Origin of the sequence: Flavobacterium aerium, assembly GCF_030766725.1 — a bacterium.
GTDB classification, from domain to species: Bacteria; Bacteroidota; Bacteroidia; order Flavobacteriales; family Flavobacteriaceae; genus Flavobacterium; species Flavobacterium aerium.
Genome location: NZ_JARQWR010000008.1, coordinates 60,773 through 87,607 on the forward strand (window position 1 = coordinate 60,773; position 26,835 = coordinate 87,607).

The following is a 26,835-nucleotide window of genomic DNA, read 5'->3' on the forward strand; positions in this document are numbered from 1 at the left end:
TATTGGTTGATTATTTAGTAATTGATAATTTATGAGAAAAACTTTACTTAACCTGAAGAAAATTACTTTTCTTTTATTCTTTTTTCTTTCAGCCCCATGCTTTAGCCAATTGGCTAATTTTACATTAAACGTAGCTCCTACACAAGAAAGTTGTCTTGGTAATGGTAAACTTACCTTTACAACAAGTGGTACTACTCCAGGAGCTTCAATCGTATATAATGTATATTTGTTGCCTAATACAACAGTTCCGTTATCGTCAGTAAACGTTAACTTGGTGGTAGGATTAACAGCAGGTACCTATAGAGTGGTAGCAGTGCAAACCTTGAATGGTGTTAGTAATTCCCAACAAGCTGAAGCAACAATTACCAGTACTATAATTCCATTTTCCTATGATTTAGTAGGAATAAAATCAATTTGTGGTAACGATGGAAAAATTACGGTCAATGTTCTGTCCGGAACAGCTGTATCCTATGAAATTATTTCTGGACCCATTATTTTCCCATTGCAAACGTCAAATGTATTTGATGGATTAGTGCCAGGTGCCTATAGAGTTAGAGCTTTTGATGCCTGTGGAGAAGGTCCAGTACGAACCCACACGATATTACAAATTCCTGTTGGGATAAATATTTCAGAAGGATTTTTCCCTGATAAGAAACTCCCTTCGTGTAATGAAATTAAAGTAGGGCACTTAATCTCAGCACCAAATACAAACAGTATTATTGCTTATCCACTGCAGGTAACCTATACTGTTCATCCACCTGGAGGTGGTGCCCCAATTATTCTGACTCAAACGATTACTAATGGATCTCAATCTGATCAACCCGTAGATAAGGCAATTCCATTTTATAATGGCCTAGCCTATTCGTATGATATTAAATTTGTAGATCGCTGCGGTAATATATTCACCCGTAATAATAACCCAGTAGATCGTAAATTTGAATTTGGAAATAAATTTATATCCATTAATTGTACGGATACTTATTTAATGCTTCTTCCTGAAAATTATGTAGGACCTTATACTATTAATTTTCTTTCTGCACCAGCAGGATTCAATCCATCCACTTTTAATTCAGGACACCCAGGACCTTTTAATGAAGATAGTGTAGACTATGGAGATCTTAATCATGCTATTCCAGCAGGAGATTATACAATACAGATGACGGATGCCTGTGGTAGAACGTTCACAAAAACAATAAGTACGAATGCTGCTCAACCTCAATTAATCGTTAACGCTTCAAACAAAGGTTGCGGGCAAGGTTTAGGGCAAATAGGAATTATTGTTACAGGAGTTGGGATTAGTTCCGTTATTATGACGGCAGCTCCTGTGGGATACAATCATACGATGCCTTATAATGTATCTTCTTTTATCAATGAATTTGGAGGTTTCTACATGGACAATCTACTAGAAGGAGCTTATTCATTTGATGTAATAGATAATTGTGGTAATCCTTATTCAATCAATGTTTTAGTGCCTGGATTTGTACCAGATAATTTGGTTGTTACCTTACGTCCCGGTTGCGATATTGGTTTTGGTTCAGTGCGAATGTTAGGGTTAACGAGCCAATTGGAAGAAGTGACTATTACAGAAGCTCCATCGGCATATTCAGTTACGTTACCACATAATGTTTCGGCAAATATTATTGCAAACGGTACATTCTACATGAATACATTACCAGCGGGAACTTACAAATTTGAATCTCGCGACTCTTGTAATTCTTTACGCATGACAACGGTTACTATTATTGGATACACAATTGCAAAAAATGATATTGTAATTATTGAGAAATGCGGAACTTTCGATATTGACTTAAAACACACGAGTAATTCGGAAGAGATTAATTATTATTGGTTACAGAAATTTGATCCTGTTGCAAATACTTGGGGACATCCAGGTACTGGAGTTGCCTATGCAGAAGGAACACTTCCGACAGTTACAAATTCGAAGCTTTTAACGAACAATACAATCAATTATAATAACGATTACATTGGAAAATTCAGAGTTATTAAACGTTTCCAAGCATTCCCAAATGGAGAACCTGGAGGGTTTATGAACTGTATTCCAACTTTAAAAGAATTTACTGTAATTGGTGGGCCAGCAATTGTGGATGCCTATAGTTTTTCATGTGCGGCAAATATGACCGATGTTGTAATTGTAGCAACAGGAGTTCCTCCATTGAAATATAGAATAACGACAAAAAACGGAATACCATTTACAGTAGAAAATGGAACAAATAATGTTTTTACGGGGCTTGAGCCTGCAAATTATAATTTTCAGGTAGAAGATATTTGTAATAACATAGTCAACCGTCAGTTTGATGTAACAGTACCTTTTTCTTTTGAAATTGCAGGATCGTTATGTAATGGACAAAATGGAGCTTTGGCAGTTCCTGATTTTCCTTTTTTAACATACGTATGGTGGAAAGGAAATGATACTACAAATATATTGAGTACAAGCAGTTCCTTAGATTTTGCCCCTTTTAATGCAGCTACAGATTATGGAATGTACCATGTCAAGATAACTTCTATTTATCCAAATTCATGTATAAATGGAACTTTAGATTATGAAGTGCCAATGAATCATAATAGTCCTAATGCAGGAGATGGAATGACTGTTTCTTATTGTAATAGCGATATGACTGTTGATTTATTTACGCTCTTAGGAACAACATATGATTCGAATGGTGTATGGACGGAAATTACAACTAGTGGTGTTTTATCTGGAAATACTTGGACAGCTACAGGATTAGCTGCGGGTACTTATCAATTTAATTATAAAGTAACAGGAGTGTGTAATAATTCGGATGAGACCATTGTAACCGTGCAATTGAAAGAAGTTCCGGCTAAGCCCGCTATTGATCCAGTAGCGCCAGTGTGTGAAGGAACTACCATTCAGCTTAAAACGATTGCTGTTTCTAATGTGTTATACACATGGACGGGACCAAATGGATATACAGCTTCTGGAGCAAATCCGACGCTTCAAAATGCTACAGTAGGAATGGCAGGTATTTATACTGTCGTAGCAACGCTAAATGGTTGTGCTTCTGAACCTGAAAGTGTCGAAGTAAAAGTGACTGGAAAGCCTATGTTTAATCTAGGCGGAGCAGATATTGTGATTTGTGAAAAGCAAAGTGCTATTATCACTGTACATCCAGAAAATAATTACGATTTATCACAGGCTACTTATACATGGTATTATAATAACCAATTAATGAGTGGTATTACTTCGCCTAGTATTGAGGTTACGGATTTTGGTACTTATATAGTGAAAGTAAATAATAATGGATGTGAAAATGAGCATTCAATTGTCGTTTCAAAAAATCTATATCAGTTTCCTATCAATGTAACTGGTGGATGTGTTAATGATAATTATATTGTAGGTGTCCATGCGGTAAATGGTTCCTTTAATGAAGCTACAGTTGAATATGAATGGACTGGACCAAATGGATTTATAAGTCATATGGCAACAGTAGACATTTCAGGATTAAGCGCAGGAACCTATATTATTACAGTTACCGATGTGGAAGGATGTTCAGCTACCTCTTCATTAGTTGTTCCTAAAACAAACTGTAAGATACCAAAAGGAGTATCACCGAATAATGATGGATTAAACGATACGTTCGATTTAAGTGGATTTGATGTGCTGGAATTGAAAATATTCAATAGATATGGAACCGAAGTTTATAAGCAAAGCAACTACATTAATGAATGGAAAGGTCAAGCTTATAATGGTAATATTCTTCCGGATGCTACGTATTATTATGTGATAAAACTGGCTACAGGTGAAGCAAAAACAGGTTGGGTATATCTAATTACAGAAGACTATTAATATAAAAAAAGCTGGACTTAATGTCCAGCTTTTAATTCTTTTAGGTGAGCCTCTCGAACTTTTTTGAATAGGTTAGAAGAGTATACGAAATCTATAATAGTTTGATTTTCTGTGACGAATACTTCTTCTTTATTTCCTTCCCAAGCTTTTAAACCATTTTTAAGGAAAATAATTTTTTCACCAATCTCCATTACAGAGTTCATATCGTGTGTATTAATGACAGTTGTAATATTGTATTCTTCTGTGATTTCCTTAATTAAGGTATCAATAAGAATAGAAGTTTCAGGATCTAATCCAGAGTTCGGTTCATCACAAAATAAGTACTTAGGATTATTAACAATAGCGCGAGCAATTGCAACCCTTTTTTGCATACCTCCAGATATTTCCGAAGGGAATTTGTTATGTGCATTTACAAGATTCACACGCTCGAGAACAGCATCAACTCGCTTGTTGATTTCAGTATTCCTTTTGTTAGAGAACATTCGCAATGGAAAACCTACATTTTCTGCAACAGTCATGGAGTCGAATAATGCACTTCCCTGGAATACCATCCCAATCTCAGTACGTAATTCTCTTTTTTCATCAGCCGTTAAGTCAGAATAAATTCTTCCATCAAATGAAATTGTACCTACTTCAGGAGTGTGAATACCCAATAAGGATTTCAGTAAAACGGTTTTACCCGATCCACTCTGTCCAATGATTAAATTCGTTTTACCGGTTTCAAAAACAGCCGATATTCCTTTTAATATTTTGGTGCCATTAAAGGACTTTTCAATGTTTTCAATTGTAATCATGAGCTTAACAATAATTGTGTTAAAATATAATTTGCTAGAATAATAACAACACTGGTCCATACGAATGAAACAGTACTGGCTTTTCCTACTTCAAGAGCTCCACCTTTCATGTAGAATCCATGGAAAGAAGGAATTGTAGCTAGAACTAAAGCAAAAACAAATGTTTTAACAAATGCATATACAATATGGAAAGGTATAAATTCCATTTGAAGACCATTGATAAAATCTGTACTAGAAGCAAATCCGCCATATACACCAGCCATCCATCCACCGAGTATTCCAAGGAACATGGCAATAGCAATTAGAAATGGATAAAGCATCAAAGCAACTATTTTTGGGAATATAAGGTAATTCAAAGCATTAACCCCCATTACCTCAAGAGCATCAATTTGTTCTGTTACACGCATGGTTCCAATACTAGAGGTAATATATGAACCTACTTTTCCCGCCATAATAATGGAGATGAAAGTAGGAGCAAACTCTAATATAACAGATTGTCTTGTTGCAAAACCAATAAGCGCTTTTGGAATTAAAGGATTGGTTAAGTTCAATGCCGTTTGAATGGCAACTACCCCTCCTACGAAAAAGGCGATAAATGCTACGATACCTAGAGATCCAATAATTAAATCATCTACTTCTTTAAAGATTAATCGACGCATGACGGACCACTTTGTTGGTTTGTTGAAGATTTCTTTCAACATCAAAAAGTATTTTCCTATTTGTTCTAAATATTTCATTTACTTGATAAATAATGGCTAAAATACCAAATTTTATTGGTTTTCTAGTTGAGATTTTTAAAGGTTTATTTTTTTTAAAAAAGTTTAGACTTCATTTTTTGCCAACGATATTGACGAATAAATTTTCCCTGCTCTTTATCAACCAGATAGGGATGGTTGTTCTTTTTGGCTTTTAAAAAGCCAAGAATATAATCGATGAATAGGAAAGGCTTTTTTTTCATGGTAGCCAATTTCAAAGACGCAATAGTTGTTATGATAAAACCGTAACGAAGACTATAAAAAGCTTCTCCTTGTTTATAGCGGGCTGTTTTGTTATAGTTTGCTCCTGTAGGTTTTAGGTGTTTTACTTTTAATGAAGTATCCGTTACAATTTTCCAATTGTAGTATTTAGCGAGTAATTCATCTACAGTATCCCAACCCATGGCGGTTTTTAGTTTGCCAATTTGAAGAAAACATTCTTTTCGATATGCTTTAAAAGCACCACGAATATGATCCTTGTCGGTTAAATTCTCGAGGATCCATTCCTTGTTTTTTTCTATATATGCAAAACCTCCAACCATTCCGATTTTTGAATCTGCTTTAAAGTGATTTACTATGGTTTCAAAATAATTTAAAGGCAATATTAAATCAGCATCCAGTTTTATAATAATATCATAGTTTTCATCCAGCAAGGCATAACCCTTATTGAAAGCCTGAATAACTTTACTACCCGGCATGTGTGCTTCAGTAGAACTAATATTTAATAACTGTATCCAAGAGTGATTTTTACAATAACTTTCTACAACAGTGGCAGTGTTATCGGTGGAATGATCATTGACGACGATTACTTGAGTAGGTAGTACAGTTTGTTGCACTAAAGAGTCCAAAGTTAGCTTAATGTACTCGGCTTCGTTGTGCGCAGGGATGACAATATAGAATCTCATTTTATATTCTTTCTGCGTAAATAATATAATAACGCGGAGTGAATTGACGTAATAAAGGTCGGATGCCCAGTTTTTTTACAGGATTAGTCCATTTTTCACGATCAATAATTTTCCATCCTGTTTTTTCCAATAACCAGTCCAATTGCCAATCTTCAAATTCGTGATAATGACGATCCCATAAGTCGGTTTTGCTTCGGTAAGCGGGACTGAACCATAAACGCAATGGAACAGAGATTACTAATTTGTCTGATTTTATGTTTTTTAGAATAGTATATGGATTTAGCAAATGCTCAAAAATCTCAAAAGCAGTAAGGACATTATAGTTCCCGTTTTGAAGAACAGTCTGGTCTTCATCTAAATCTTCACCCTGAGTATTTAAAACCGAAAATCCTTCTTCTCGCATAATGAGTGAAAAAGGATTTTCTACTCCCAAATCTAAAATTGAATCAGATTGTGGAATATGTTTTCTTAAAAATTCTAAAGTATGTTTGTATCTTTTATTTGGAAACGTTTTTTCGTACATAGTTAATATCTGTAAACGAAAGCATTGATGTTCATACCAGCGCCAACGGATGCAAAGATAATAACATCTCCTTTATTTAGATGCTGATTTTCAATTTTTCCTTTCGTTAATAAATCAAATAAGGTAGGTACAGTAGCAACACTACTATTTCCCAATTTATGAATACTCATAGGCATAATGTCTTTTGGCGCTTTTTGGCCATGAAGCTTATAGAAACGATCAATAATTGCTTCGTCCATTTTTTCATTGGCCTGATGAATTAGTATCTTTTTTACTTTATCAATAGCGATTCCGCTTTTGTCCAAACTACTTTTCATCGCTTTGGGAACTTCGTTTAAAGCAAATTCATAGATTTTTCGCCCCGCCATTTTTATGTAACGCGTGTCTGGATGAAGGTCTTTATTGAAGGAGTTTCCAAAATATAAGAAGTAAGCTTCATCGTATGAAAATGTAGCATTCTCATATGCTAACAATCCTTCTTGGTCATTTGTTGTGAGTTCTACTACAGAAGCACCAGCACCATCAGAATAAATCATAGAATCACGATCATGCATATCTACTACACGCGATAATGTTTCTGCACCAATAACTAAACAACGCTTTGCCATGCCCGATTTTATATAGGCAGAAGCCTGTAGCATACCTTCTATCCAGCCAGGGCAACCGAAAAGGATATCATAAGCCACACATTGTGGATTTTTGATGCGTAATTTATGTTTTACACGAGAAGCTAAGCTTGGAATCATATCCGATTGGATTGTACCATGTTGAACATCTCCAAAATTATGAGCTAGAATAATATAATCAATTGTTTCAGGGTCTATCTGAGCACATTCAATTGCTTTTTGAGCAGCAATAAATGCAATATCAGAAGTTGTTAAATGATCCTCAACATAGCGGCGTTCTTCAATACCAGTAATCATTTTGAATTTGTCAATCACAACATCATTAGTATGCCCAAAAGCAGTACCGTCTTCATTTAAAAAGATATGTTTATTAAAATCCTGATTGGCGACCTTTACTTCTGGAATATAGCTTCCAGATCCAATTATTTTTATATTCATTGTAGATATTATGATATTTCTATGCTAATTTAGAGATAAATAATTCATGTTGTTTACGAAATTTAGTATGCGCGCATATAATTATGAATTAAGCAATATACTAATGTGGTAAATGTGAATAAGTCAGTAAATTAATATATTATTGCTGATTTGTGTTATGTAATTTGATTTGCATGACAGTTGCAATTGATAATGCCCGTGTTTTAATTTTTTCTGCATTGTCTCCTTTATACAGTAGATCAACAGTTGAATTAAATGTAGCGAGCCAAGTAGCAAAGTGACTTTCTGTTAATTTCATTTTTTGATTTAAATTCAGATGTATTTCAAGAACGTTTCTATTGTAATTTCCTTTATGAAAAAGAGATTGTTCCCAAAAATCAACAATTATTGCGAGATGCTCTTCCATATTAATTTGTGCAACCTCGGTAAAAATATAATTTATCGAATTATCAATAAGGAGTTTCGAATAGAAAGCAGACATTAAAGTTTCTATTTCCTTTCTTGAGGTGATATCTTCCATGGGGATGAAGGTAATAAATAATTAATGTTGGACAAAGTTAATACAGTGAAAATGCTAATAAAATATAGATTGTAATGCATCGTCTGAGGTTGTAACGCTTGATTTTATCTATAGATGTGATATTTTAGTGTTGATGCTCTGTGTTTTGTTAAAAATGGATGATATAAATTAATTCAGCCAAGAATAGTATCAATTAATTTTACTTCCTTTGTCTTGTAAATGATCAGTAAATGGGAAAGAAAATAACGCTTCTTGTACTTGGGTTTTTGCTTTTGATGGCAGGATGTTCCAAACCAAAAGAAGTAAGCACGTCATTTTATCTTTGGAAGAGTATATTGAAAAAAGAAGATGTTGATAGAAAGTATATGGAGGCTTTGCATACTCAAAAATTATATTTTCGTTTTTTTGATATCGATAATAAAGGAAATGGGGCAATACCTGTCGGTGAAATTAAGAAATTTGAAGAGCTACAATTTCCGGCGATACCCGTTGTGCCTGTCATATTTATTACGAATAGAACCTTTGAAAATATTTCTCAAACAGAATTAGATACATTGGCCAATCGTACGGTGAAAAAGATTGATGGATTATACAATAGAATTTTTAAAACTTTTCCATCGGCATATCAGTTTGATTGTGATTGGACGGCAGGAACAAAAGAAAACTATTTCACATTTTTGAGGTTGATTAAAAAGAAGCGAACAGCTGCACATTTGAGTTGTACAATTCGTTTGCATCAAGTTAAGTTTTATAAGAAGACTGGTATTCCACCAGTAGACAGAGGTGTCTTAATGTACTATGCTTCTTCTGAACCGACAGATTTTAAAGCTAAAAATTCAATTTTAGATAATAAAGAAGCTTCGAAGTATATACAAAATATGGAAACCTATCAATTGCCATTAGATATTGCATTGCCTTTGTATAGTTGGGGAATTGTACAGAATACTTTTGGTAAAATAAAATTGATTAATGGCGTTCGAAATTCAGAGTTAAAAGCAAATCCTTCTCTTTACAAAGAAGAAGGCGAAAACTTTTACCGCGTAGTAGAACCTCATTATTTAAAAGGAATGTGGCTGAATAAAGATTTCAAAATAAAAGTGGAAGAAGTAGAGGAGTCTACATTGATTGAAGCGGCTAAAACACTAAAGCATAAACTAAATAATGACAAAATTGAAATCATATTCTATCATTTAGATCAAGAGATTTTAAAACACTATTCAACGGATAAATTACAAACTATACTAAATATTTTTTCATCATGATTCGATTGCGATACCTTATATTTTTAGTCGTTTTTTTTGCACCACTAAAAACATTTATGAATGCCTGTGGAGGTGATTGGGATGAGGATTATTATTACTATAATCTATATGATCAACTTTTGATAAAAGACAAGAGTATAACACCCTTTTTATTGACGTATAATAATGGTTTCTATAGTACAGGTACAGAAAATGATACGCCAGATGAAAATATTCAAGCCTGGAAGAAATTTGCTTCCGATGATCCGGTGATTGCAAATCTATCTGAAAAAGATTGGGCAAATTGGGTATATAAATCAACAATAAAAGATTTAGTGAAATTCAAATATGATTCACAAAAAGCAAAAGCTATTGTTGAATATTTAAGGTATGCCAAAACATTAGAACCCTACGCATTAGCAGATAATGGATGGGAACCTCATAGAGGTGAAAAAGCAAGCGGTACAGTATATCAGGATTTAATCAAAGAAGGGATGGCTTTCTATAAAAACACGCCATTCAATGAAATTAAACTTCGTTATGGATATCAATTAGTTCGTTTTGCCCATTATTCAGGAGAAAATGAACAAGCAGTAAAGCTGTTTGATGCTTATGTGAAGCCATTGGACAATAATAATATTATTTATTATTATGCGCTAGAGCAAATGGGGGGAGTGTTGACAAATCAGAATAAAATTGGCGAAGCATCCTATTTGTTCAGTCGAGTTTTTGATAATACAAAAGACAAAAAAGAAAGTGCTTATTTAAGTATTAAACTTCAGAATGAAAAAGACTGGAAAACAGCCTTGAAGAAATGTAAAAGTGGAAAGGAAAAAGCAGCGCTATATGCAATGAGAGGATACAATGCCTTTAATGATGAGATGGCAGAAGTGGAAAACATTATGAAAGTAGATGCTGGATCACCTTACACAGAATTATTAGCAGTGCGTTATATTAATAAGCTAGAAAGACAAATACTAACAGTGCCTAATGGATATAGCTATTATCAAGACGATAAAGGAGCGCCTACATTTTTAAGCCCTTCTCAAGAAATAACAAACCAGATCAATAAAGCCCAAGAGATTGTGGTGAAGATGATTAAAAATAAAGGTGTTGAGAGAAAAGATTTTTGGAATGTATATTTAGCACACCTGTCTTTCTTGAAGAGAGATACAAATAAAGTGAATGCGATTTTGGATGAAGTGAAAACGAATGATGAAGCTTTATTGAAACAGATTAGCAGGACCAGATTCAATGCCTATTTAGCAAGTTTAACAGAATTAGGAGCCAAAGAAGAACAGAAAATTAAGGAATACCTAGGTCAAAAGTCAGCAGATAAAGACTATATCTATGAGGTTGTGGCTCATGTTTATAAAATGAGAGGACAAGATGCAAAAGCATTCATGGTTCACAATACTATTCCGGCATTATTTGATAATCCAAATTTGAAGATTATCGATGATTTAATTAAATCCTATGAAGGAAACATCCCTTTTGTATTTTTATCTGAAGGGTACGTAGAAGAACCAGTAAAAAATATTTTGGCATCATTATATGATTTAAAAGGAACATATTATTGGAGGAATAATGATTTGCAAAATGCATTAGTATGGTTCAATAAAGTTCCTAATGAATATCAAATGGCAACCTATGATTACAATTGGGAAACGAAAAAAAGAACAAAACGTAAGTTTGGGAAAACGGAATTTAATGGATACAGTAATATTCCAAAGCTAATTTTTAGCAATAGAATAAAAATGAGTTTTGAAGCAGCACAAGGAAAAGTGATGACTGATGTGGTGGTGAATCTGAAAGGATTTTCATTTATTCCTAAAATGATGAATAAGAAAACCTTGGTAACTGCATTAATTAAGCTTGAGGCAATGTCCAAAGAAAACTCAGAGTTAGGAGCACAAGCAAATTACTTACTGGGGAATTATTATCAAAATATAAGTGGAGCAGGTTACTATAGAAATATACCATTTTATAAAGAATCAAATTGGTACAATTCAAATCTGTATTCTACAGGGCAAGAAGTAAAAGTAGATGATTTATCTGCAATGTATAATTATAAAAGCATTGGATATACAGTGATGGTTAATAATGACTTGAAAAAAATACTTGAATACTATAAACTAGCAATAGCCAACTCTAAGGATAAAGAATTTAAAGCAAAAGCTGTGTTTATGGCAGCATCTGTTGAGAGAGATATTTATTTCGGACAAGACTATAATACATGGTATGATCTTAAAAAAGATGCTAATGCAAGAGTATATGATTATTTCAGTACTTTGAAAGTGAGTTATAAAACTACAAAGTTTTATAAAGAAGCATTGTCAAAATGTAAGTACTTTGAATACTACGTTGGAAGAAGCTAAGATTGAAAAATATAAATTATATTTGGAGAGGTGGTCTGAAAAGATCACCTCTTTTTTTACCATCACACTATAAGCCGTTAGATTAATACTATAATAAGAACATGGAAATAATAGAAATAGCATTGGTTTTTGCATTCGTTGTATGGGTAATAGGATATTTGTGGGCAGGAATAATTGAGCCAATATATATGCACTTTTTTAAAAAACCAGTTTATATTCATTGGTCCGTTTTCAAAAAAAGAATCACGCTGGAACAGTTAAATGTACTAGAAAGAGAAAGTCAGTTTTATAATCAGTTATCCTTAAAAAAGAAGGAGTATTTCGAACACCGAGTACATTATTTTATTACAAACTATGAATTTGAAGGTCGAGAAGGTTTTCATATTACAGACGATGTGAAAGTTAGCTTAGCAGCGACCTATGTAATGCTCACTTTTGGAATGAGGAATTATAAGATCAATGTTTTTACGAAGATTATAATTTACCCATCCGTCTACTTTTCGACTAGAAATGAAGAATACCACAAAGGAGAATTCAATCCAAAAATGAAAGTAATTGTTTTCTCTTGGGAAGATTTTATTCAAGGAAATAAAGATAAAGAAGACAATCTCAATTTAGGGCTACATGAATTTGCACATGCACTTCATTTTCACTGTGTAAAATATAAAGATTCCAGTGCGATAATTTTTGCACAAGGCTATCAAGAGATTAAAAAGTATGTAAATAATCCTGAAAATCAGAAATTATTATTAGAGAAAAAATACTTCAGAGCCTACGCCTTTGTTAACCCTGTGGAGTTTATTGCTGTGATTCTGGAATACTTTTTTGAAACCCCCGAAGATTTTAAAAGTAACTTCCCTTTGTTATATCGTAAGGTTTCAATCATGATTAATCACAAAAGTTAATTTATTAGTGATATTTTCAATTAAATCATAAAATTATTGATATAGTATATTATTTTTGTTTTATTTTGGGATATTATTAACCTAATAAATACCCATACATGATTCAGAAAACTACTTTAAAAAGAAATGGCCTTTTTGCAACAAACCCTTTATTCCTATCGTTAGCATTATTCTCCATTTCAACCTTTTCTATTGCACAACAGCAATACATTAACGGTAATCTTTCTACAGGAGCAACATCAAAAAATGGAACAGCAGCTCCGGCAGGCTACACTTGGAGTGAACTTCAAAATGACGCAGGCGTTACTACAATCAGTAATACAAACACAGGATTTGGTGCGGCAATAGCAGGAGATCTTTCTATGGCAGATGATTTTACTGTACCAGCCGGACAAACATGGAATGTGAGTAAGCTTACTTTTTATGCTTATAAAACAGGAGCAGCAGCTACTCCATCACCTTTTAATGATTTAAGAGTTGTGATACACAATTCGAATCCAGCTTCAGGACCAACAGCTATTGTATATGGAGATTTGGACGTGAATATTTTTGGTGCATCAAGTGATGCTTTGATGTATAGAGTAGGGAATACTTTATACCCAACGCCAACTACACCAGGTACATCAAGAAAAATTTGGAAAATCGAAAGTGCTCCAATTACTTTAAGTTTGCCAGCAGGAACATATTGGGTTGAATTCCAAATTGGAGACATTGCTGGAACAGGGAATTTTACTCCAGCGAGTACAGTTGTTGATGCAAGAACTCAAGCGGGTTACAATGCAATTCAGTTTGATCCAGGAACATCTGCTTGGGTTTCCTTAGTAGATACTGGGAATCCAGCTACTGCACCAGATGTTGCTGTAGATATTCCTTTTATTGTTGATTACGGAACACTAGGAGTAGATGACTTGGAAGCGCGTAATAATTTTGCAATGTATCCAAATCCATCCAAAGGAGATTTAAACCTAAAATGGAATAATACATTATCAGATTTGCAGGCAGAAAGCTTAGAGATCTATGATATAAAAGGAGTAAGGGTATTCAGTAAAAAAATTACAGGCACAGATAATGCTTCTGTGGATATCTCAAGTTTAACTTCAGGAGTGTACATGTTGAAATTAATTGATAAGTCAGGAGAGAGCTTGACGGTTAAAAAATTAATTAAAGAATAGTAAGTAAGTATTTTTGTTATAAGTGAAAAGCCGCTGAATCCATAAGATTCAGCGGCTTTGTTTTATATATTGAATAAAGATTTAAATTTTTGTAATTGCTTTTAAATCTTTTATCGTTTCAATGGGATCAGTAGCTTTGAATACAAAACTTCCAGCAACTAATACATCAGCACCAGCTTCAGCAAGTTGTTTTGCGTTTTTATTAGTAACTCCACCATCCACTTCAATTAAAGTAGCAGCATTATTTCGGGTAATCATTTCTTTTAGTTGTTTTACTTTTTTATAGGTATTTTCAATAAAAGATTGACCACCAAATCCTGGATTTACACTCATAATACATACTAAGTCAATGTCATTAATAACATCTTCCAATAAGTTTACATTCGTGTGAGGATTAAGCGCAACACCAGCTTTCATTCCTTCCGCTTTTATGGCTTGAAGAGTTCGGTGTAGGTGTGTACAAGCCTCATAGTGTACCGTTAATATATTTGATCCAAGTTGAGCGAAAGTTTTGATGTAACGATCAGGATCGATAATCATTAAATGTACATCAATAGTTTTTTTTGCGTGTTTGTTGATTGTTTCCAGAACAGGCATTCCGTAGGAAATATTCGGAACAAATACACCATCCATGATGTCAATATGAAACCAATCGGCTTCACTATTATTAATCATTTCAAGGTCACGTTGTAAATTACCAAAATCCGCTGCTAGTACAGAGGGTGCAATTAAAGTATTTTTCATTATTAGTGTTGTTGTTTAGGCAAAGATAAATAAAAGTTTACAGTTTTATGAGGAACAATAAATACAGTTTGCAGAAATTATACAAGGGTATAAAAAAATAAAACTCCGGTAATCAGCCGGAGTTTCAATCATCAATCAAAAAACGAACAGTTATTGAAACTGTTGTTGTCTTCCATTGTTATCTACAAAAGAGATGCCAATGATATGGTTATTAACCTAAATAAGTTTTTAATATTTTACTTCTAGAAGTATGTTTTAGTCTACGGATTGCTTTTTCTTTAATTTGACGTACACGTTCACGTGTTAAATCAAAAGTTTCTCCGATTTCTTCTAAGGTCATAGGGTGTTGATCTCCTAAACCAAAATATAAACGTACAACGTCAGCTTCACGTGGTGTTAGTGTTTCTAATGCACGTTCTATTTCTGTACGTAATGACTCATGGATTAATTCTCTATCAGGATTTGGTGACTCACCAGAACGTAAAACGTCATATAAGTTAGAGTCTTCTCCTTCAACTAATGGAGCATCCATAGATAAATGACGACCAGAGTTTTTCATACTCTCTTTTACGTCATTCACTGTCATGTCAAGTTCTTTTGCAATTTCTTCTGCTGAAGGTGGACGTTCATTAGATTGCTCTAATAAAGCGTACATTTTATTGATTTTATTAATCGAACCAATTTTGTTCAACGGTAAACGTACAATACGAGACTGTTCGGCTAGAGCTTGTAAAATTGATTGACGAATCCACCACACTGCATAGGAAATAAATTTGAAACCACGCGTTTCATCGAAACGTTGTGCAGCTTTGATCAAACCTAAGTTACCTTCATTAATCAAATCGGGAAGTGTTAAACCTTGATTTTGGTACTGTTTTGCTACAGATACAACAAAACGTAAGTTAGCTTTAGTTAATTTCTCTAAGGCTCTCTGATCTCCGGCTTTAATCTTCTGTGCTAATTCTACTTCTTCGTCAGCAGTAATTAAGTCAACTTTTCCAATTTCTTGTAGGTATTTGTCTAAGGAAGCAGTTTCACGATTGGTAACCTGCTTGGTAATTTTAAGTTGTCTCATGTAAGAATCTCCTCAATTTTTAAGTGTACCATAGTTATACGTAACTCAGTGTACAAAAGTTACAATTTTGTTGAAAATATTTTTTATTTAACCTTGTGAAGTCATAAATTAAATATAGAGTGCTTAACTTTAATGCTTTTTTTGAAATCAAATAGTGTTGTAATGTATTGATAATTAATGTTTTATTCTGCTCTATTGGTTTCTTCTTTATTTCCAAATTCCCTTTGGCTATGCTTTGTTTTTTTACTACCCAATTTATAAATTAATGAAAAACGGAAGGATCTTTCATCAAAATAAATAGATTTAGTTTGTTCAACATTGTTCGTGTAGGTAGTTTGTTGCGGTTTGTTGGTCTTTAGGATATCAAATACAGTTAATTTAAATAATAAATTGTTTTTTGTCAGATTATATTTTAGACCCATATCAAAACTAGATGTGCTTTTAAATTCACCAATCAATGCTTTGAATGGAGCATTATACCAAAAATTAACCTCCCCTTGCCAAGACTTCGATGGGTTCAAATTGATAGAGTTGTTAGTGGAGAAATAATAGCACATACCGCTAAAAGACCTGCTATTTGTTTCCTTTTCAAGTTGAGTATCACAATAAAATAAATTCACCTGATTGTAACTCTGTAGCCAAGGAATAGTGTTGTATATGAAAGTTTCAGAAATACCATAGTTATATTGAGTATAGAAATTATCCATTTTTAATAAGGTAGTGTTAGTTGCTACATCAATTATAGGCAACTGAGACATCCCATTCGTTTCTTTAGTCAGGTAGATATTTGAAATTAATTTGTTTTTATAATTGTGTGAAATCTCAATTTTGTCAGTGTAAGAAGGCTGTAAAAAAGGATTTCCTTCAGTGAACGTATAAATATTAAAATACCATCGAAAAGGGTTCAGTCCCCAATACGAAGGACGATTAATACGTCTATTATAATTAAGATTGAACGTATTTTTCTCATTTAATGTATAGGATACATAAACGGTAGGGAATAAACGGAGATAATCATTACTGAACTCTTCATTCGTGAACTTAGATAAACTCTTATTTTGAGTTGATTCCAATCGTATCCCTGCTTGAAAGGTCCATTGTTTGTTTAACGTCTTTTTAGCGCCAAGATAAACAGCCTGCGTATTTTCGTGATAATCAAAATCATCATGTTGAGAAGGCTCTACATTCGGGCTAGAGTTGATATTCTTGAAGTCAATAGTATTATTGTTATTGGTGAAGCTAAATTTTACACCAAAATTAATCTCAATAGATTCTAGAGGATAATTAATATCCACTTTTGTACTGTAATTATTAATGTTTTGTAAACTACTATTATTTGCTTCTAAAAATAAATCAGAAGCATTCGGAGTGTTGAAGGTTGTATTTCGTGATGTGAAATCTCTGCTTTGAGTGATATTGTATTTGAAATAATCAACATCAATAGAGATGTTTTTGCCTAAAGTGTCAATGGTGTGTACAAAATTCAAATTGATGGAATGACGGTAATTGTCTTTGTCGTTTTGACCAAAAGTTGAATTAAGTCCTTCGGGAACATTTGTAAAGCGATTAGACATTTTAATCGTATTAGCATCCGTACTATTAGGGTTAAAAGAACCACCAAAATATTCCATACCAATAGTACTCTTTTCGGTCAATTGATAATTCATGCCAATACGACCTCTTATGAATTCTTTTCTATCTTTCCTTCTAATGTCGCCTTCCCATTGTTGAGTTGGAAATTTTGTGTCTATAGTTTCTAGTGCTGCTTCAGAACCCTGCTTAGCGCCAATATCGATTAAAAAACCAAATCGATCTTTCTGATAATTAAAATTAGCATTACTCAATAGAGCAGAATAGGTAGTTTGAATATAAGTGGATTGTAGTGTGGATTGCCATGAATCTTTAACGGTGGTTTTCATGATAATATTAATCAAGCCACTATTTCCTTCTGCGTCATATTTAGCCGGAGGTGTGGTGATTAATTCTATTGTTTTGATGTTGTCCGAGCTTAATGATCTTAGGTAAGTATTAAGTTCCTCGCCACTCAGTTGTATTAAACGCTCATCGACCATTACGCGGACATCGCTTTTACCAATAATACTAATGGCACTACTTTGAACCCTCACTCCGGGGATTATTTTTATAAGATCAAGTGCATCGCCACCCGAAGAGGAAATACTATTTTCTACATTAAAAATTAGGCGATCTGTTTTACTTTCAAATCGTTTCTGTTCTCTTTGAACAAGTACTTCATTCAACTCGATGTTCTTTGTGAGTTTGAGAATACCTAAGTTCAGGTCGCTTTTAAGTGATATTTCTGAGCTGTAAATTATTTGATTGAGTTTGTATACACTGATGGTGTAAGAACCATTCTTCAAAGAAGTTTTAAATATCCCTTTTTCATTGGTTAGGCTTAAATTTTTCAGAATATCATTTTGATAAAAATGAACTTCAACAAAATCCTGTGGTGTATTGTTTTCATCTGTAACCTGACCTGATACTCTGGATCCTTGGGCTTGCACAAAAGTTGATAATAGCAAGATTAATCCATGAAGCAGTATATTCTTTGTTTTTAAGGGATACTTAAATAAGGTATATATAAAGGTTGGTTGATTCAAAACAGTAGGGCTATTTTATTAATCTTGGGTTAATTAAAGATTAATAAAAATAGTCTTTTTTTGTTTATTTGATATCTTGGAGTATCTTTTTTGTTAAAAAAAACGAAAATGAAAGAATTATTAAGAATATTTAGATTATTTGATTCATTTTTTAAGATTTTGTTTTAATGCGTTTGGATTGATTGGGAAAACTGTAATTTTTTAATCTTATTTTTGGAGAATAATACTTAAAAACCCCGCTCCAAATGAATGAAGCGGGGTTTTTTATGAATTAACCTTAATTTGTAAATTAAGCTTGTGGAGCGTCTTTTTTCTCCTCTCTAGGAGGTCTAGGCATTAAAGCTTTTTTAGACACTTTTGCTTTTTTAGTTTTAGGATCAATACCCATGTATTTCACATCAAACACATCACCAATTTTCATTACATCGGCAACAACTTCAATGCGTTTCCAATCAATTTCTGATACGTGTAATAATGTTTCTTTACCTGGTACAAATTCTACAACTGCACCAAAGTCAAGTAGCTTCACTACTTTTACAGTATAAGTTTCACCTTCAACAGGAGCAAATATTGAGTTTTGAATAGCAGCAATAGCTTTATCCATACCTTCTGGTTTAGTACCTAAGATTTCGATAATTCCAAAATTGCCTTCTTCATTAATAACAATAGTAGTTTCAGTATCAGCTTGTAATGCTTGAATGTTTTTACCTCCAGGTCCGATAATTGCTCCAATGAATTCCTTAGGAATTTCCATTTTAATAATTTTCGGTGCCTTTGGTTTTACAGTTACTTTAGGTGTAGCAATAACTTCAGTCAATTTACCTAAAATGTGTAAACGTCCTTCGCGTGCTTGGTCTAAAGCTTTTTCCATAATGTCATAAGCTAAACCTTCAATCTTGATGTCCATTTGACATGCTGTAATTCCGTCTGCAGTACCTGTAACTTTAAAGTCCATGTCTCCTAAGTGATCTTCATCACCTAAGATATCAGATAATACAGCCCATCTTCCTGTTTTATCATCTGAGATTAATCCCATTGCGATACCAGAAACTGGTTTTACGATTTGTACACCTGCATCCATTAATGCTAATGTTCCAGCACATACTGTAGCCATTGAAGACGAACCGTTAGATTCTAATACTTCAGATACAATACGAATAGTATAAGGGTTTTCTGCTGGAATCATGTTTTTCAAAGCACGTTGTGCTAAGTTACCATGACCAACTTCTCTTCTTGATGTTCCTCTTAGTGGTTTTGCTTCACCAGTAGAAAAAGGAGGGAAGTTATAGTGTAAGTAGAATTTCTCTTCACCTTGTTGAGTAGGAGAGTCAATTACATTAGCTTCACGAGAAGTACCTAATGTTACTGTCGCTAAAGCTTGAGTTTCTCCTCTTGTAAAGATTGCAGATCCGTGTACAGAAGGTAAATAATCAACTTCACACCAGATAGGTCTGATTTCTGTTGTTTTTCTACCGTCAAGACGTAGTCCTAAATCAAGGATAACGTTACGAACTGCTTCTTTTTGTGTTTTGTAGAAGTATTTGCTAACAAGATCTTCATTTTCTGCCAACTCTTCTTCTGTAAATGATGCTTTTACTTCATCCTTTATTAAAGAGAATTTTTCAGTTCTTTCTTGTTTTCCTGTTCCTTCTTTTGCAACTGCATATACTTTATCGTATGCAGCTTCGCGAACTTTAGCTAAAATGGCGTCGTCATTTCTTTCTTCGTCATAGCTTCTTATTTCGCCTTTCCCAACAGCAGCTTTTAATCTTTCTTGAGCAGCAATTTGAACTTTGATAGCATCGTGAGCAAATTTAATGGCTTCAACCATTTCTTTTTCTGAAATTTCTTTCATCTCACCCTCTACCATCGCGATAGAATCTTTAGATGCTCCGATCATCATGTCGATGTCAGATTTTTCTAATTCTTCTCTGCTTGGATTGATTATAAATTTACCGTCTATTCTTGCTACACGAACTTCAGAAATTAGTGTAGAAAAAGGAATATCAGAAAGTGCTAATGCAGCTGAAGCAGCTAAACCAGCTAATGAATCTGGCATTACGTTTTCGTCATGAGACATTAATTGAATCATAACTTGAGTTTCCGCATGATAATCGTCTGGGAAAAGTGGACGCAATACACGGTCTACTAATCTCATAGTTAAGACTTCACTATCACTTGGTCTAGCTTCACGTTTGAAAAAACCACCTGGAAAACGTCCAGCAGCGGCAAATTTCTCACGATAATCTACAGTTAAAGGTAAAAAGTCAATACCTGGGCTCGCTTTACGAGCAGATACAACTGTGGCAAGCAACATAGCATCGCCCATTTGTACTACTACTGAACCGTCGGCTTGTTTGGCTAATTTACCGGTTTCGATTGAGATGCTTCGTCCATCTCCCAAATCGATGATTTCTCTAGTTACTTTAGGAATCATAAGTTGTAATTTTTTGATTAAACAATGGGTTTCAAGTTGTGTTGTAGTTGTTGTGTGTAGTTGTGCGAAACCCAATGAAAAACCAAACTTTTTCTGTTAATATATAAAAAACAAAAAGAGGCGCGCGGGCACCTCTTTTCTTGTGATTATTTTCTGATGTTTAATTCTTTGATAATCTCACGGTATCTGTTAATCTCTTTTTTCTTTAGATAATCTAGTAAGCTTCTTCTTTTACCTACCAACATCACTAGAGAACGCTCTGTGTTGAAATCATGACGATTTTTTTTCAAGTGTCCTGTTAGGTGATTGATTCTAAATGTGAAAAGTGCAATTTGCCCTTCAGCTGAACCTGTGTTCGTTGCTACTTTACCGTGTTTTGCGAAAATTTCTTCCTTAACTTCTTTAGTTAAATACATGCCAATATTATTTTAATGATTCTTATGTATATGATATAGCTTTTATATCAAGGCGCAAAGGTAATATTTATTTTTAAAACTACAACTAAAAATTACATTTCAGTTTAAGTTTTATTGGAGGCTATTATTTCCTCCTTATTATTATAGTATACTAGAAATGTTTTGCGATTTCTTTGTTTACAAATTCTAAGAAATGTTCGTCCATTTCTGTGAAAGGATCTATTACATTAGAATCGATATCTATTTGCCCGATATTTTCTCCATTGACAAACAATGGAATTACAATTTCCGATTTAACCGTAAAGCTACAAGCAATATAATTATCCTGTGCTGCTACATCGGGAACTACAAAGTTCTGATTGGATACTGCAACTTGACCGCAAATCCCTTTTCCAAATGGAATAACAGTATGGTCTGTAGGAGCACCAGCATAAGGACCTAATAATAATTCTTCCTTAGAACCATTTCGGAAATAAAATCCGACCCAGTCATAATAGTCAATATTGTCCTTTAATAAGTGACAAATTTGCAAAAGCTTCTCTTCTCTTAAAGTATGAGTATGAGAAAGTATATCGGTTACCTTTGGTTTTAGTTCTTCGAAAGTCATTGTTTTTTTCTTTTTACAAAAGTATTTAATTATGATTCTTTTGAATGATATAGAAATGTTAAAATACGAATTGAAAATTTTATCATTATTTGCTATAATTAAATCATTGCTAGAACAGATGTTTTAGATATTTTTGTATCCGAAATCATTTCCTATATAAAATGAGCCTGAAAAAATGTACATTATTCTTTTTAACTGCAATGCTGATGTTGTCAAACATTGGGCTGGCATTTAATGTGCATTATTGTGGGGGAGAAATTGCCTCAGTTTCGACTGTTTATTTTATGGATGATTCTTGCGCTATGCCAGTGGCAAAAGACCAAAAATGTTGTAAGAGTAGCGATGTCAAGTCCGATTGCTGTAAAAGTAAAGTTGTTCATTTACACGATAAAACGGATACCGTTATAGTAAAAACATTTTCTTTCAACATAGATCACTTATTCCGATTTGATGAATGGGAATCTTTGACTGCACTAGGGTATGTACCCTTACAGACTACTGAACTTCAGTATTATTACTGTGATGCAAATGCACCTCCGCTATTTAAACTATATTGCCAATACACTTTATACGCTTGATTCGAATGTTTTTATAATCGTTTAATCACTAACCATGTGATTTTTACTAATGAGAACATTTAAATTTAGATTATGCATAAACAAATTATAGTAATACTATTTGTGATGCTTTCTATAAATGCCTTTTCACAGGAAGAGCTGAAAGGTATAATTTATGAAGCGACAGAAGCAAATAAAAACACACCATTATTTGGTGCCAATATCAATTGGTTAGGAACATCAATTGGTACACAGACCAATGAAAAAGGAGAATTTTTATTACCCTACAAATCAGAATACACCGCAATAGTTATTACGTTTATTGGACTGAAATCCGAAACAATAACTATAGCATCACCAACCTTTATAAAGCATACGTTAGAGCCTGATAATACACTGGATGAAGTTGTGATTGAAGAAAAACGTAAAAGTTTACAACGCTCTTATAGACAAGTGGCCAATGTAATGACGTTGAGTAGCAAGGAACTATTGAAAGCGGCATGTTGTAATCTTTCCGAAAGTTTCGAGACCAATCCATCTATTGATGTGAATTTTTCAGATGCTATTACAGGGAATAAACAAATCAAAATGTTAGGGCTTACAAGCCCTTATATATTAATAGCAGAAGAAAATATTCCTTCCGTTCGCGGCGCTTCTCAAGCCTATGGATTGTCTTTTACGCCAGGAACTTGGGTAGAAAGTATTCAGATTACAAAAGGAGCAGGTTCAGTTGTCAATGGTTATGAAAGTATTTCGGGACAAATCAATACCGAATTAATTAAACCAGTAAATGATATTCCATTCTTTCTAAATGCCTATGCTTCTACCGATAGCCGATTTGAGTTGAATACCCATTTCAATAAAAAAGTAAATGACAAATGGAGTACAAGTTTGTTTTTACACGGAAACACCAGAGTGTCAAAAAATGACATGAATGATGATGGTTTTTTAGACAATCCTTTAGCCAAACAAATTAATGTACTCAACCGTTGGCAATATACCGATGCGGAAAAAGGATGGGTAAGCTTTCTGAATTTTCGTTATATGAAAGATGAAAAGCAATCTGGGCAAATGGATTTTGATCCGAAGTGGGATAAGTTGACAACCAATTATTGGGGATCTGAAATTAATACAGAGAAAATAGATGCTTCCGCAAAATTAGGATATGTATTTCCAGATATGCCCTATCAGAGTATTGGGATTCAAGCAGCATTTAATAGCCATAAACAAGATTCTTATTTTGGTTTGAATCAGTACAATATCGATCATAAGAGTTTATTTTCAAATATAATTTTCAATTCGATTATCTCGAATACATTGCATAAATTTTCAACAGGATTGAACTTTATGTACGACCATTATGATGAAATGTTGAATGTTAATGATTATGGAAGAACAGATAATTCAGTAGGCGCATTTTTTGAATATACCTACGATAATACAGATGATTTTAGTTTGATTGCTGGTGGTCGAATGGACTATCATAATCGTTTAGGATTCTTTATTACACCAAGATTACATGCTCGTTATAATCCTTGGGATAGAGCGGTCATTAGAGCATCTGTAGGAAGAGGAAAACGAAGTGCTAATATTTTTGCAGAAAATCAATCACTACTTTCCACCTCTCGTACTTTTCAAATATTGAATACGAATGGGAATATTTATGGGTTAAATCCAGAAATAGCTTGGAACTACGGGTTGAGTTTCACACAAGGTTTTTCTGTTTTTAATAGAAATGCAGAAGTGGTAGTAGATTTCTACCGCACCGATTTTCAAAACCAAGCGGTTGTTGATTTATACCAAAGTCCTCAACAAGTAATCTTCCATAATCTGGAAGGAAAATCATTTGCCAATAGCTTTCAGTTTGAATTCAATTATGAAGTATTGAAAAGCCTGAATTTAAGAACAGCCTATAAGTACTATGATATTCAAACGGATTATCTAAGTGGAAGAAATCAGAGTCCATTACAGGCAAAACATCGATTTTTCGCTAATTTAGCCTACGAGACACCTGTGACGGACAAAGGAAAACAGTGGCGATTTGATTATACCTATAATTGGTTAGGAGAACAAAAACTACCAACTACGGCATCCAATCCAACCCAATACCGATTACCAGAATATTCTCGTGCGTTTTCTTTAATGAATGCTCAAGTAACTCATGTTTTTTCATCCAAGTTTGAAATATATGTGGGAGCAGAGAATATTACAAATTATAGACAAGACAATGCTATTGTAGGAAGTGATGATCCTTTTGGTGCTTATTTTGATAGCTCGATGATTTACGCGCCTATTTTTGGTAGAATGTTTTATGGCGGATTGCGCTTTAGTATTAAATAACTTAGAATTTTAAAAAATAGAGAAATGATGAAAAAAATGTTTTTTATACTCGTGTTTACTGTGATGGGGATTACTGCTCAAGCACAGGAAAAAAGTAAAAATGCCAAGTATGATGTAGAGGTAAAGGGAAACTGTGAACTCTGTAAGAAAAGAATTGAAAAAGTAGCCTTTAGTGTTTCAGGAGTGAAATCCGCAGTTTGGAATCCAGAGGACAAAAAACTTCATGTGATTTTAAATGAACAAAAGAATGATTTAGTAGCAGTAAAGAAAGCTGTTGCCAAAGTAGGACATGATGCTGATGATGTTAAAGCTACAGATGATGACTACAGTAAATTACATCATTGTTGTTTGTATGAAAGATAATAGAATGTATTCAAACTCTTTATGGATTTCTGTAAGGAGTTTGTTTGCTTTTTAGAAAGCAAATAATGCAATCTATAAATACGCAGTAAAGTACCCGTTACGCAATTCATGAGTGACGAATGCTATTTGAATTGAATTAAAATATAAAAAATGAAGAAGATTAAATCCGTGTTTGTTTTTCTTGGACTAACAGTATTAGTATGGTCTCAGAATATGGAAGCACAAGAATTAAAAAAGATTGAAGAAACAGCTCCACCAAAACAAGAATTTTGGAAAGACCGAAAAATCTTTCTGAATGAAGAGGGATCAAATTATTTGAAATTTGCGATACTCGCACAGGTATGGGTTAGAGATATGCAGTATAATCCAGGATCTACTATTTTTGGAGAACCCAAAAATAATGGAACAGATATTGGGATTCGTCGTTTTAGAGTTCAAATGTATGGTCAGATAGCCGATCGTGTTTTTATTTATTCTCAAGTAGGACAAAATAACTTCAATAATATTTCAGATCGTAAGCAAGGGTTTTTTCTTCATGATGCAGTAGGAGAATATGCCTTAGACAAAGAGAAAATATCGCTTGGAGCTGGATTGACAGGATGGGCGGGTCTTTCTCGGTTTTCATCTTCTTCGGTAGGATCATTTATGGGAATGGACGGTGCTTTGTTTTTAGAAAGTACAAATGATGTTAGTGATCAGTTTGTTCGTAAACTGTCCGTGTATGCCAAAGGTAAATTAGGCAAGTTCGATTACCGTGTAACGATTGCACAGCCTATGGCAATTCAAAAAACAGTGGGATATGTTCCTACGTTAGGAGAGCGATCAAGCTTTTCTCCAAAACCACCAGAAATGCAATACAATGGATACTTTCAATACCAATTTAAAGATCAAGAATCGAATTTGATGCCCTATGCAACAGGTACCTATTTGGGCAAGAAAAATGTACTGAATATTGGAGCAGGATTTATCTATCAAAAAGATGCCATGTGGCAAAAAATGGCAAATGATACGACTTACTCTAATATGGTACACTTGTCTGCCGATATATTTTATGATGCACCTATTGGAACAAAAGGAGAAGCAGTAAGTGTATATGGGAATTTCACCCATTATGATTTTGGGTCCAATTATATTCGTAATACAGCGCCGCTAAATCCTGCAAACGGAAGTAATGATCCAACCATTTTAAACGGTGGTGGAAATGGATTCCCAGCTTACGGGACAGGGAATGTGTTGTATGCACAAGTAGGTTATAAATTTAAAGATAATCTAATTGGGAAAACAACATTAATGCCTTACGTTGCTATGCAGCATGCGCATTATGAACGTTTAAATCAAGATATGAATTTTTATGATATAGGAGTAAACTGGCTATTGGCAGGACAGACTTCTAAATTTACAGTGTCATATCAAAATAGACCAATTTATAATACAAGTGGAGATTTAACAGGACATAAAGGAGCAGTAACGGCACAATATCAGGTTTCGTTTTAATTGACCTTTTGTCATGCCATAATAATTAAACAAACGTGTAGTGAAGGCTTCGGTTTTTTTTATGAATATGTTTACCAAATCTTAGGATTAATATAATCTGA

21 protein-coding genes are annotated in these 26,835 nt (G+C 33.7%); 9 read left to right on the plus strand and 12 right to left on the minus strand.

What is annotated here, in order from left to right:
• The first annotated feature begins 31 nt into the window (after positions 1-31).
• Positions 32-3,826, plus strand: a complete 3,795-nt coding sequence (locus P6733_RS12005) for a gliding motility-associated C-terminal domain-containing protein (RefSeq protein ID WP_306353142.1) — start codon at positions 32-34, stop codon at positions 3,824-3,826.
• A 17-nt stretch (positions 3,827-3,843) separates the two neighbouring features.
• Here P6733_RS12005 and P6733_RS12010 read toward each other — a convergent pair whose 3' ends face one another.
• The 6 genes from P6733_RS12010 to P6733_RS12035 all read right to left on the minus strand — a co-directional run bounded on the left by P6733_RS12010 (position 3,844) and on the right by P6733_RS12035 (position 8,387).
• The gene (locus P6733_RS12010) at positions 3,844-4,620 is read right to left on the minus strand and encodes an ABC transporter ATP-binding protein (RefSeq protein ID WP_306353143.1); all 777 of its coding nucleotides are present in this window, start codon (positions 4,618-4,620) and stop codon (positions 3,844-3,846) included.
• Positions 4,617-5,357 carry an MlaE family ABC transporter permease gene (locus P6733_RS12015; RefSeq protein WP_306353144.1) on the minus strand — a complete coding sequence of 247 codons (741 nt, stop codon included), beginning with the start codon at positions 5,355-5,357 and terminating at the stop codon, positions 4,617-4,619. The genes P6733_RS12010 and P6733_RS12015 overlap by 4 nt, the downstream gene beginning before the upstream one ends.
• A 74-nt stretch (positions 5,358-5,431) precedes the next feature.
• On the minus strand, positions 5,432-6,280 hold the full coding sequence (locus P6733_RS12020; protein WP_306353145.1) for a glycosyltransferase family 2 protein: 849 nt from the start codon (positions 6,278-6,280) through the stop codon (positions 5,432-5,434).
• A 1-nt stretch (position 6,281) separates the two neighbouring features.
• Complete coding sequence (locus tag P6733_RS12025) at positions 6,282-6,803, minus strand: methyltransferase domain-containing protein (protein WP_306353146.1); 522 nt, start codon at positions 6,801-6,803, stop codon at positions 6,282-6,284.
• A gap of 2 nt (positions 6,804-6,805) precedes the next feature.
• On the minus strand, positions 6,806-7,867 hold the full coding sequence (locus P6733_RS12030; protein WP_306353147.1) for a 3-oxoacyl-ACP synthase III family protein: 1,062 nt from the start codon (positions 7,865-7,867) through the stop codon (positions 6,806-6,808).
• Positions 7,868-8,006: 139 nt separating this feature from the next.
• Positions 8,007-8,387, minus strand: coding sequence for a group III truncated hemoglobin (locus P6733_RS12035; RefSeq protein WP_306353148.1), 381 nt, complete (start codon positions 8,385-8,387; stop codon positions 8,007-8,009).
• Positions 8,388-8,617: 230 nt separating this feature from the next.
• Here P6733_RS12035 and P6733_RS12040 point away from each other — a divergent pair, with 230 nt between their 5' ends.
• The 4 genes from P6733_RS12040 (at position 8,618) to P6733_RS12055 (ending at position 14,083) form a co-directional block, all read left to right on the plus strand.
• On the plus strand, positions 8,618-9,649 hold the full coding sequence (locus P6733_RS12040; protein WP_306353149.1) for a hypothetical protein: 1,032 nt from the start codon (positions 8,618-8,620) through the stop codon (positions 9,647-9,649).
• 56 nt (positions 9,650-9,705) lie between these two features.
• Positions 9,706-12,006, plus strand: coding sequence for a hypothetical protein (locus P6733_RS12045; protein ID WP_306353150.1), 2,301 nt, complete (start codon positions 9,706-9,708; stop codon positions 12,004-12,006).
• A 101-nt stretch (positions 12,007-12,107) separates the two neighbouring features.
• Entirely contained in the window at positions 12,108-12,911 is an 804-nt protein-coding gene (locus P6733_RS12050; protein WP_306353151.1) for a zinc-dependent peptidase, read from the plus strand.
• A 98-nt stretch (positions 12,912-13,009) separates the two neighbouring features.
• Positions 13,010-14,083 (plus strand): T9SS type A sorting domain-containing protein, encoded by a 1,074-nt coding sequence (locus P6733_RS12055; RefSeq protein WP_306353152.1) that lies wholly within the window; start codon positions 13,010-13,012, stop codon positions 14,081-14,083.
• An 81-nt stretch (positions 14,084-14,164) separates the two neighbouring features.
• Here the strand turns inward: P6733_RS12055 and rpe are convergent, their stop codons facing one another.
• The 6 genes from rpe to P6733_RS12085 form a co-directional block, all read right to left on the minus strand.
• Positions 14,165-14,827: a ribulose-phosphate 3-epimerase gene (gene rpe, locus P6733_RS12060; protein WP_306353153.1), complete on the minus strand. Its 663-nt coding sequence runs from the start codon at positions 14,825-14,827 to the stop codon at positions 14,165-14,167.
• A gap of 211 nt (positions 14,828-15,038) precedes the next feature.
• The gene (locus tag P6733_RS12065; RefSeq protein WP_306353154.1) at positions 15,039-15,902 is read right to left on the minus strand and encodes a sigma-70 family RNA polymerase sigma factor; all 864 of its coding nucleotides are present in this window, start codon (positions 15,900-15,902) and stop codon (positions 15,039-15,041) included.
• Between the two features lie 182 nt (positions 15,903-16,084).
• On the minus strand, positions 16,085-18,424 hold the full coding sequence (locus tag P6733_RS12070; protein ID WP_306353155.1) for an outer membrane beta-barrel family protein: 2,340 nt from the start codon (positions 18,422-18,424) through the stop codon (positions 16,085-16,087).
• Between the two features lie 385 nt (positions 18,425-18,809).
• Complete coding sequence (locus tag P6733_RS12075; protein ID WP_306353156.1) at positions 18,810-20,957, minus strand: polyribonucleotide nucleotidyltransferase; 2,148 nt, start codon at positions 20,955-20,957, stop codon at positions 18,810-18,812.
• 146 nt (positions 20,958-21,103) lie between these two features.
• Positions 21,104-21,373, minus strand: coding sequence for a 30S ribosomal protein S15 (gene rpsO / locus P6733_RS12080; protein ID WP_306353157.1), 270 nt, complete (start codon positions 21,371-21,373; stop codon positions 21,104-21,106).
• Positions 21,374-21,524: 151 nt separating this feature from the next.
• Positions 21,525-21,980, minus strand: a complete 456-nt coding sequence (locus P6733_RS12085) for a GAF domain-containing protein (protein ID WP_306353158.1) — start codon at positions 21,978-21,980, stop codon at positions 21,525-21,527.
• A 161-nt stretch (positions 21,981-22,141) separates the two neighbouring features.
• Here P6733_RS12085 and P6733_RS12090 point away from each other — a divergent pair, with 161 nt between their 5' ends.
• The 4 genes from P6733_RS12090 to P6733_RS12105 all read left to right on the plus strand — a co-directional run bounded on the left by P6733_RS12090 (position 22,142) and on the right by P6733_RS12105 (position 26,734).
• Positions 22,142-22,558: an HYC_CC_PP family protein gene (locus P6733_RS12090; protein WP_306353159.1), complete on the plus strand. Its 417-nt coding sequence runs from the start codon at positions 22,142-22,144 to the stop codon at positions 22,556-22,558.
• 72 nt (positions 22,559-22,630) lie between these two features.
• Positions 22,631-24,877: a TonB-dependent receptor gene (locus P6733_RS12095; RefSeq protein WP_306353160.1), complete on the plus strand. Its 2,247-nt coding sequence runs from the start codon at positions 22,631-22,633 to the stop codon at positions 24,875-24,877.
• Positions 24,878-24,901: 24 nt separating this feature from the next.
• Complete coding sequence (locus tag P6733_RS12100; RefSeq protein WP_306353161.1) at positions 24,902-25,240, plus strand: cation transporter; 339 nt, start codon at positions 24,902-24,904, stop codon at positions 25,238-25,240.
• Positions 25,241-25,390: 150 nt separating this feature from the next.
• On the plus strand, positions 25,391-26,734 hold the full coding sequence (locus P6733_RS12105; RefSeq protein ID WP_306353162.1) for a hypothetical protein: 1,344 nt from the start codon (positions 25,391-25,393) through the stop codon (positions 26,732-26,734).
• Positions 26,735-26,835 lie beyond the last annotated feature (101 nt).